This is a genomic window from Phenylobacterium sp. (assembly GCF_036723115.1).
Classification (GTDB): domain Bacteria; phylum Pseudomonadota; class Alphaproteobacteria; order Caulobacterales; family Caulobacteraceae; genus Phenylobacterium.
This window is the reverse complement of the sequence record NZ_DAIMHV010000108.1, coordinates 1-9,041: the sequence shown is the minus strand read 5'-3', so window position 1 is coordinate 9,041 and position 9,041 is coordinate 1. Positions and strand designations below refer to the sequence as shown.

Sequence of the window (9,041 nt, the reverse complement as noted above, 5' to 3'; positions counted from 1 at the left end):
CTTCCCGCCCCGGGAGTCGCGCCCCTTCGCGCCTGATGACGCGCACGAAGCGTCATATTTGGCCGCATCGGCCAGGATGGAGAGCTTCTGCCTGAGATTGAGAACGGCCATGCCGCTATCATATCGTTCCTCTTTTGTTCCGCAAGCTGAGCCGGGCGGTCGCCATGAAATCGGGGCTGCCTCGGCGGGGCGTGTGCGGTTAGGCTTGAGGGCTTCCTTTCCACAAGGGACGGGCCTGTGACCGAGGACCTGATCGACCGCATCTATGAGTGCGCCGCCGCGCCGGACCTATGGCCGGAGGTTCTGGACGAACTGGCGCAGCGCACCGAATCCCGGGGCGGCCTGCTGTTCTCGGCCCGCAAGACGCTCTGCTGGACGGCGTCGGGATCGATCCGCGACGTCTTCGAGGCCTATATCACCGATGGCTGGTTCCAGCGCTGTCCGCGGCGGCCCTGTCTGATGAGCCAGAGCCAGCCATCCTTCTTTGTAGAGCAGGACTTCTGGAGCGCCGACCAGATCGACGGTGATCCGATCTATCGCGACTTCTTCCGCCCCCGGGGCCTTGGCTGGTCGGCCGGCACCGGCCTGCAGGTTCCCACCGGCGACTCCATCGTCTTCAGCATGGAGCGCGCCTTCGAACGCGGGCCCTTTGAGCGGCAGGACGTGGAGGCCCTGAACGACCTTCGCCCCCACCTCGCCCGCAGCGCCCTGGTGAGCGCCCGCCTGGGTCTGGAGCGCGCCCGCGGCATGGGAGACGCCCTGGCGGCCCTGCGCCTGCCCGCCCTGCTGCTGGCGGAGGACGGCGTCGTTATCGAGGCCAACGCCGAGGTCCAGTCCGTGCCGAGCCTGGTTCGGTTCGCCGCCGGCGGACGCATCGCCCTGGCCGACAAGCGCGGTCAGGCGCTGCTGACCCGGGCCCTGGCTGGCGTCAGTGGCGGGTCGGACGAGGCCGCCGGCTCCTTCCCCTTGCGCGACGAGGCCGATCAGCCGACCGCGGTGGCCCATCTGATCCCGGTTCGCCGCAGCGCCCACGACATCTTCGGACCGAGCCTCGCCCTCCTGCTGCTCACCCCGGTCAGGCTAGATCGCGCCCCGCCCTTGGAATTGATGCGCAGCCTCTTCGACCTGACGCCAGCCGAGGCGCGCATCGCCCAGGGCGTGGCGGCAGGGCAGACCCTGGAGGACCTCGCCCTGCAAGGTTCGGTCTCCATCAACACCGTCCGCAATCAGCTGCGCCGGGTGCTGGAGAAGACCGGGTGTTCCCGTCAGGCGGAGCTGGCCGCCCTGCTGGCCCAGGCCGCCCTCGGCCCGGCCTGAGGCCTTAGCTTAGGCCCTGCGCGGCCCTGGCCGGAACCATCAGGAACGCGGCGTGTTTGGTCGCCGCCCCTGCCCTGACTGGTCCCATGTCCCGCCTGATCATCCGCCACGAAACGCGCTACACCTACGAGCGGGAGGTCGAGTTCGGGCCTCACGCCCTGCTGCTGCGTCCCCGCGGCGGTCATGCCCTGCGGGTGGTCACCGGCGCCCTGACCTTCTCGCCCCGCGGCGAGACGCGCTGGCGCTATGACGCCTATGGCAACTGCGTCTGCGAGCTCAAGCCCCTGGAGCCGGCCGCGGAACTGCTGGTGATCAGCGACCTGGAGATCGAGCGCTTCCCCGCGCCTCTGGAGACCCGTGAGGTCGACGATCCGCACACGGCCACCCCCATCGTCTATCCCCCCGCCGACCGCGCCGTCCTGACCCCCTATCTGGAGCCGCTCACCGAGGATCCCGAGGGCGCCCTGCTGCGCTGGCTGCACGGCCATGCCCCGGGCGTGGGCGAGCCGGCGCTGGACTATGTCCTGCGACTGAACCGGACCATCCACCAGGGCTTCGACTACCAGGCCCGCTACGAAGAGGGGGTTCAGTCGCCGGACAAGACCCTGGCCCTGGGCCGCGGGACCTGTCGCGACTTCGCCTGGCTGATGGTGGAAAGCCTGCGTCGACTGGGCTTCGCGGCGCGGTTCGTCAGCGGCTATCTGCATTCGCCAGGCCTTGAGGACGTGCGCGGCGCCGGCGCCACCCATGCGTGGTGCGAGGTCTTCCTGCCGGCCTTCGGCTGGATGGAGTTCGACCCTACCAACGGCCTGGCCGAGGCCGCGGCCCTGATCCCCGTCGCCGTCAGCCGCACCCCGGCCGAGGCGGCGCCCATCTCCGGGACCCTGTCAGGGGATCCGGGCGCCAGTCAAATGACCGTGTCGGTGGATGTGCGCCTCGCCCCGCCCATCGCTGCGGCGGCCTGACCCGCGCCGAACTGGCGCGGCCGTCGATAAATCCCCTTTGCATGGGGCCGGACTCTGCTAGGACGGAACTATTGTTTTAACTGATCAAAAATAGGGGGAGCCGCCCGCGCGACCCTTTGCGACCCGCGCGCGGACGGGACGCTTTTGGAAAAGACGACAGAGGAAACGCCGGCCGTCGACGAGACGGTCGTGATCCATGCCGCCGAAGACGGCAAGAGCCTGGCCGAACGGGAAGCCGAGTACGAAAGCTTCGTCTGGGCCAACCTGAAGCGCAACTATATCGCCCACTACCTGCACGGCATGCTGGGCATGACCGGCTTTCGACTGGTCAACGCGCCGACCTTCCTGCCGGCCTATCTGTTCGCCATATCGGGGTCGAGCTTCATCGTCGGCCTGGGGCTGGCTCTGCAGCAGGTGGGCGGGGTCCTGTCGCCCATCTTCGGCGCCACCCAGATCGAACACCGCAAGCGCGTCATGCCCGCCGCCGTCTGGATGGGGGGGCTGGCGCGGGTTCAGATCGTCGGCATGGCGCTGGCGGGCTGGTTCCTGTCAGGCCAGCCCCTGGTGGTGGCCATCCTGTTCTTCATGTTCCTGTTCGGCCTCTTCATGGGCACCCAGAGGGTGGTCTTCTCCATCCTCATGGCCAAGGTGATCCCCATCAGCCGGCGGGGCCGCCTGCAGGCCTGGCGCAACGCCACCGGCGGGCTGATCGCCGCCATCCTGGCCTGGGTGGCGGGCAAGTACTTCGTCGAGGCCGACCTGTTCGGCAACGGCTACGCCACCACCTTCATGTTCGCCGCCATCCTGACCACCATCGGGCTTTGGGCGCTGCAGTTCCTGATGATCGAGCCGGAGCCCCCCACCACCCGGGCGCAGACGCCGTTTTTCGAGCGACTGAAGGACTTTCCCCGGCTGATCAGCCAGGACCGGGGCTTCATGTTCTTCATGATCGTCCAGATGCTGGCCATCACCGGACGCATGGCGACGCCGTTCTACATCCTTTACGCCGCCTCCACGATCGAGCTCACCGGCGCCAATATCGGGCTGTTGTCCCTGGCCTTTCTGGGCGCCGACACCCTGGCAAACCTGGCCTGGGGCTATCTGGGGGACAAGACCGGCTTCCGCCTGGTGCTGCTGAGCTCGCTGGTCATCTGGATCGCCTCGACCGTGCTGCTCATGAACGTGCACGAGGTCTCGGCCATCTTCATCGCCTTCTTCGGCCTGGGGGCGGCCCAGTCGGGCTATATGATGAGCGCCCAGACCATGATCCTGGAGTTCGGATCGCGCGACGACCTGCCCATGCGGATCGCATTCTCCTCGACGGCCGAGGGCATCATGGCCTCGGCCGGCCCCCTGGTGGGCGGGATCATGGCCGCCACCCTGGGCTATACGAGCGTGTTTGGGACCTCCATCGCCTTCCTGGCGGCGGGTCTCCTGATGCTGATCTTCCTGGTGCGCGAACCGCGGAAGGATCGGGCGGGCTGAGCCGTCCCTACTGGGCGGCCATAGCCTGGCGCCCGCGGGCGATGCGCTCGCGGGCCATTTCGCCGGCCACCTCGTGGGTGGGCCGTCCTTCGGCCAGCGACCGGTCGAGGACGGCCTCAAGGGTCTGCATCAGACCGGAGAGCTTGCCTTCCACCCAGGCCGGGTCAAAGGCCTCGCCGGCGTCCAGGGCGCGGATCTCGCCCGCCACATTGATGATGCCGCCACCGTTGATCACATAGTCCGGCGCATAGAGCAGGCCGAGGTCGAACAGGGTCTGGCCCACCATGGGATCGGCGAGCTGGTTGTTGGCCCCGCCCGCGATGATCTGGGCCCGCAGCCGCGGCAGGGTCTCGGCGCTCACCGCCCCGCCCAGGGCGCAGGGCGCGAAGACCTCGGCGTCCACGTCGAAGATCTCGTCGGGCGCCACCACCTGGGCGCCGGTGCGGGCGGCGACAGCCTGGAGCGCCTCGGCGTTCACGTCGGTGATCACCAGGCGCGCGCCGGCGGCGTGCAGCTTGTCGGCCAGATAGGCGCCCACATGGCCGACGCCCTGCAGCGCCACAGTGACGCCCTTCAGGTCGGTCCCGAGCTTGCGCCGCACGCACAGGCTGACGCCCCGAAACACCCCTTCGGCGGTCACCGGGCTGGGATCCCCCGAGGCGGCCGGGTGGCCCTCCAGGCCCGCCACATAGCGGGTCTGCCGACGGGCGTACATCAGGTCGGCGGGGGAAACCCCCACATCCTCGGCGGTCCAATAGGCGCCCCCCACCGCCTCGACGGCCCGGCCGAAGGCCTCGAACAGGGCCGGCGTCTTCTGGGTGCGGGAGTCGCCGATGATCACCGCCTTGCCGCCGCCCAGGTCGAGATCGGCCATGGCGTTCTTGTAGGACATGGCCCGCGACAGGCGCAGGGCGTCCTGCAGGGCGTCTTCGGCGCTGGCGAAGGGCCACATGCGGCAGCCCCCGGCCGCCGGACCGCGCGCGGTGGAGTGCACCGCGATGATGCACTTCAGTCCGGTGGCGGCGTCGGAAAAGGCGTGAACGGCCTCATGGCCCTCGAAGTCGGGGGAATCGAAAAGCGTCATGGGTTCGGGCTCGCCGCCAGGAAGGGATGGCCGGCCTCTAGCCCTACCAAGGCGCGCTCACAAGCCCGCCGTTTCCCGCCCGGCGTCGGACGAGGTCTCGTCCGGCCAGCCCTCGGCGCCCGGGGCGGTGGGGATGGGCGGCGCGCCCGAGGGCAGCGGCGCCTCCGGCGCCTTCAGGAAGGCCGCCACATCGGCGATCACCGTCTGGCGCTGCAGGTCGCGGGTCAGCAGGTGCCAGCCCTGGTCATAATAGGCGCTGCGATCCTGCGGCTTCAGCCGGGCGGCGGCCCGGAAGGCCGGTCGCTGAGGGATGATCTCGTCATTGGCCCCGTAGAGATAGAGCACCGGGACCTGCAACCGGCCGATATCGCGCCAGGCGCCCTCCATGAGTTCCACCAGCCCGAACAGGGCGTCGGAGCGCGCGCCCCAGATCATCAGACGGTCGGCGCCCATGGCCCGCATCTCCTCCACATTGTCGGTGGGTTTAACGCGGTCGGTGACCCAGTCGGGGGGCGTATAGACCTTGGCCCCGGTCATGTGGGCGGCGAACCAGAGCAGGGTCTTGTAGGGCAGAGGCTGGGTGGACCAGCCCCAGACCGCCGGCGAGAGCAGCACCAGGCGATGAGCCTGCGGCGGGTGCTGCGAGGCGAAGGCGCGGATCGCCACCGCCCCGCCCATGCTCTCCCCGGCCACCGCGACATAGGCGTGCGGATGCCGCTGGCGGACCAGGGCCACCAGGGTGCGCAGGTCTTCCAGCAGCACCTCTTCGCGCGGCCAGACCCCCCGGTTGGGCGAGCGGCCGAAGCCGCGCTGGTCATAGGCGTAGGTGGTGATCCCCTGCCTGGCCCAGTGCGGCGCGGCCAGGTGGAAGGCGTTGGCGTAGTCGTTCATGCCGTGCAGGGCCACCAGCACCACCTCCGGCTCGCCCGTCTCGGCCGGCCAGACCGTGAGGCCCAGGGCCGCGCCGTCAAAGGAGACGAAGCGGTCAGCCTGGATGTGCGGGCCGGCGAAGCTGGGCGGCGGCGTCATGGAGGTCTGGGTCACCAGGGGCGTGCAGGCCGCCAGCAGGCTGGCGATCAGGGCGAAGACGGAAGCGCGTATCATCGGCCAAGGATTTCCCGAACCCTCTGGCGAAGATAGGGCGTCACCTCCGCCTCGAACCAGGGATTGCGCTTCAGCCAGGCGGTGTTTCGCCAGGATGGATGCGGCAGGGGCAACAGGGCGGGCAGATAGTCCCGCCAGGCGCGCACCGTCTCGCCCATGGTGGCCTTGCGGCGGGCGCCCAACGCCCAGGCCTGAGCGTATGAGCCCACCAGCAGGGTCAGCTCCACATTCGGCAGATGGGACAGAAGCCTGGGGCGCCAAAGCTCGGCGCACCGGGGCGGCGGAGGGAAGTCGCCGCCCTTGGGATTCGTCCCTGGAAAACAGAAGGCCATGGCCGCCACGCCGATGGCCGGGTCGCCATAGAAGGTCTCCGCATCGATCCCGAGCCACTTGCGCAGGCGGACGCCAGAAGGATCGTTGAACGGCAGGCCGGTCTCATGCACCAGCCTGCCCGGCGCCTGGCCGCAAATCAGCAGGCGGGTCTCTCGGCGCACCCGCACCACCGGGCGCGGCGCATGCGACAACTCGCCCGCGCAGGCGCGGCATTGTGCAATCTCCGTTAAGACTGTTTCCAGGGTCATGCGGACATATAGCGGCTGAAAGCCCGATGTGTTCGCCTGCTTGGGTCAGGCGACGCGGAGGACGTTGACGACCAAGCGGTGAGTCCGGCGATGCTGAAGACGATCAAGGGGCGGATGCGCCTTTCCTGGGCCCTGGGGATGGTGGCGATGCTGGCCCTGGCCGGCCTGAACATCACCCTGCTCCATATGGTGGCCGAGGCCGGCGGCGGCGAGGAGGCCGCGCGCATCCTGAACCTCGCCACCATGGTCAGCCTGGCCATCGGGGTGGGCACGGTGGTCGGCGTGGTGGTCGGCGCCCTCTATTTCGAAGGCCTGGTGATCACCGCCCTGTCGCGCATGTCGGCCACCATGCGGCGCCTGGCGGCGGGCCAGAGCGTCGAGTCCATCCCGGGCGCCGAACGGCGCGACGAGATCGGCGACATGGCCGCCTCGGTCGTCGTGTTCCGCGAGAACGCCGAGGCCCGCGCCCGGCTGGAGGCCGAGGCCGAAGCCTCGCGCGGTGAACTCGACCGGCGCCTGGCCGCCACAGAAGCGGCCTTTGAACAGGCCGGGCGTGACCAGAAGGCCCTGGTGGAAGCCATGGCCAAGGAGCTCTCCAAGCTGGCCCGGGGGGACCTGTCAGCGCGGATGCTGGCCGAGGTGGCGCCGGAGTACCGCCAGCTGCAGGCCGACTTCAACGCCGCCATCGGCCAGCTGGAAACGGCCATCGGCTCCATCGCTATCGCCGCGGGCGAGATCCGTTCGGGCTCGCGGGAGATCGCCACGGCGGTGGACGATCTGTCCCAGCGCACCGAGCGACAGGCCGCCAGCCTGCAAGAGACCGCCGCAGCCCTGGACGAAATCACCGCCACCGTGCGGCGCACCGCTGCTGGCGTCGGTCAGGCGCGGGGATCGGTGGCCTCGGCCCAGACCGAGGCCAAGCGCAGTGGCGATGTGGTGGACCAGGCCGTGGCCGCCATGGGCGAGATCGCAACCTCCGCCCAGGAAATCAGCAAGATCATCGGCGTCATCGATGAGATCGCCTTCCAGACCAACCTGCTGGCGCTCAACGCCGGGGTGGAGGCCGCCCGGGCCGGGGAATCGGGTCGCGGCTTCGCCGTGGTCGCCTCCGAGGTGCGGGCGCTCGCCCAGCGCTCGGCCGACGCCGCCAAGGAGATCAAGGGCCTGATCGAGGCGTCGGGCCGTCAGGTGCAGAGCGGCGTCGAACTGGTGGGCCAGACCGGCGAGGCGCTCAGCGGCATCGTCGTGAAGGTGGTGGAGATTTCCGACGTCATCTCCGATATCGCCGCCTCAGCCGAACAGCAGTCGGTGGGCCTGGCCGAGGTCAACACCGCCATCAACGAGATGGACAAGGTCACCCAGCAGAACGCGGCCATGGTGGAGGAGGCCAACGCCGCCACCCGCACCCTGGACCAGCATGCGGCGTCGCTCTCGGACTCGGTGAACCGCTTCCAGCTGTCGGGGCGCTCGACCCATCCCGTCCACGCCCAGCAGGCCCGCCTGGCGGCCCTGGCCGGCGGCCGGGCCTGATGGAAATCTGACGCTCAGCCCGCAGGCGGGGCGTCGCCCTCCAGGGGCAGGCGAAGGCGATAGACGCCCTTGAAGCGGTTGGGGTCGGCGGGCTTGCCGTGGCGGGTGATCACCAGCCGGCCGTCCCTGGCCATGCCGATCGCCACGGCGCGCACCTTGGGCATGGTGCGACGCCAGCCTTCGGGATCGGCGGCCCGAGCCGCCTCCTCCGGCGAGATCGACTTGCCGGGCGCCAAGGGGCCGAGCAGGTCGAGGATCACGGTCTCAATGGGATCAGACATCATCCGCCGCGCTTCAGGGTTTCGCGGGCGATGACCACCTGCTGAATCTGGCTGGTGCCCTCATAGATCCGGAAGATGCGCACGTCGCGATAGAAGCGCTCGATCCCGTATTCGGCGATATAGCCCGCGCCGCCGAAGATCTGCACCGCCCGGTCGGCCACCCGGCCCACCATCTCCGAGGCGAAGTACTTGGCGGCGGCCGCCTCCATGGTCACGCTCTGGCCGGCGTCGCGCTTGCGGGCGGTCTCCATGGTCAGCGCCTTGGCCGCCAGGGCCTCGGTCTTGGAGTCGGCGATCATCCCCTGGACCAGCTGGAACTGGCTGATGGCCTGGCCGAACTGCTTGCGCTCGCTGGCATAGGCCACGCAGTCGGCGATCAGCCGCTCGGCCACGCCGACGCAGACGGCCGAGATGTGCAGCCGGCCGCGGTCGAGGACCTGCATGGCCACCTTGAAGCCCTCGCCCTCCGCGCCCAGGCGGTTTTCCGCCGGCACCCGCACATTGTCGAAGACCACGTCGCAGACATGGGCGCCCTGCTGGCCCATCTTCTTCTCAGGCTTGCCCACCGACAGGCCCGGCAGATCGCGGGGCACGAGGAAGGCCGAAACGCCGCCGCCGCCGGGCTTGTTGGGATCGGTGCGGGCCATCACCGTGAAGAGGTCGGCCTTGTTGGCGTTGGTGATGTAGCGCTTGG

At 69.4% G+C, this 9,041-nt stretch carries 10 protein-coding genes; 4 read left to right on the top strand and 6 right to left on the bottom strand.

Translation table 11 applies throughout. The annotated features are described in order from the left end of the window. On the bottom strand, positions 1 to 111 hold a 111-nt coding region (locus V7D28_RS11240; RefSeq protein ID WP_333587475.1), incomplete at its 3' end, for a hypothetical protein. Positions 112 to 237: 126 nt separating this feature from the next. Between V7D28_RS11240 and V7D28_RS11235 the strand changes: the two genes are divergently transcribed. The 3 genes from V7D28_RS11235 to V7D28_RS11225 all read left to right on the top strand — a co-directional run bounded on the left by V7D28_RS11235 (position 238) and on the right by V7D28_RS11225 (position 3,767). After that, positions 238 to 1,317, top strand: a complete 1,080-nt coding sequence (locus V7D28_RS11235; protein ID WP_333587474.1) for a helix-turn-helix transcriptional regulator — start codon at positions 238 to 240, stop codon at positions 1,315 to 1,317. An 86-nt stretch (positions 1,318 to 1,403) separates the two neighbouring features. Next, a complete protein-coding gene (locus V7D28_RS11230; protein ID WP_333587473.1) occupies positions 1,404 to 2,282 on the top strand; it encodes a transglutaminase family protein in 879 nt (292 codons plus the stop codon). 144 nt (positions 2,283 to 2,426) lie between these two features. After that, positions 2,427 to 3,767, top strand: coding sequence for an MFS transporter (locus V7D28_RS11225; RefSeq protein ID WP_333587472.1), 1,341 nt, complete (start codon positions 2,427 to 2,429; stop codon positions 3,765 to 3,767). 7 nt (positions 3,768 to 3,774) lie between these two features. Here V7D28_RS11225 and V7D28_RS11220 read toward each other — a convergent pair whose 3' ends face one another. Genes V7D28_RS11220 through V7D28_RS11210 form a run of 3 tightly spaced genes read right to left on the bottom strand, consistent with a single transcriptional unit; the run spans position 3,775 to position 6,536 of the window. Then, a complete protein-coding gene (locus V7D28_RS11220; protein ID WP_333587471.1) occupies positions 3,775 to 4,851 on the bottom strand; it encodes a Leu/Phe/Val dehydrogenase in 1,077 nt (358 codons plus the stop codon). 57 nt (positions 4,852 to 4,908) lie between these two features. Continuing rightward, positions 4,909 to 5,955: an alpha/beta hydrolase gene (locus V7D28_RS11215; protein ID WP_333587470.1), complete on the bottom strand. Its 1,047-nt coding sequence runs from the start codon at positions 5,953 to 5,955 to the stop codon at positions 4,909 to 4,911. After that, positions 5,952 to 6,536: a uracil-DNA glycosylase family protein gene (locus V7D28_RS11210; RefSeq protein ID WP_333587469.1), complete on the bottom strand. Its 585-nt coding sequence runs from the start codon at positions 6,534 to 6,536 to the stop codon at positions 5,952 to 5,954. The genes V7D28_RS11215 and V7D28_RS11210 overlap by 4 nt, the downstream gene beginning before the upstream one ends. 90 nt (positions 6,537 to 6,626) lie before the next feature. Between V7D28_RS11210 and V7D28_RS11205 the strand changes: the two genes are divergently transcribed. Further along, positions 6,627 to 8,066 carry a methyl-accepting chemotaxis protein gene (locus V7D28_RS11205; RefSeq protein ID WP_333587468.1) on the top strand — a complete coding sequence of 480 codons (1,440 nt, stop codon included), beginning with the start codon at positions 6,627 to 6,629 and terminating at the stop codon, positions 8,064 to 8,066. A 14-nt stretch (positions 8,067 to 8,080) separates the two neighbouring features. Here V7D28_RS11205 and V7D28_RS11200 read toward each other — a convergent pair whose 3' ends face one another. Both V7D28_RS11200 and V7D28_RS11195 read right to left on the bottom strand, forming a co-directional pair. Continuing rightward, the gene (locus tag V7D28_RS11200; protein WP_333587467.1) at positions 8,081 to 8,347 is read right to left on the bottom strand and encodes a DUF3253 domain-containing protein; all 267 of its coding nucleotides are present in this window, start codon (positions 8,345 to 8,347) and stop codon (positions 8,081 to 8,083) included. Beyond that, the coding region (locus tag V7D28_RS11195) for an acyl-CoA dehydrogenase family protein (RefSeq protein WP_333587466.1) at positions 8,347 to 9,041 on the bottom strand (695 nt) is incomplete at its 5' end. The genes V7D28_RS11200 and V7D28_RS11195, both read right to left, overlap by 1 nt.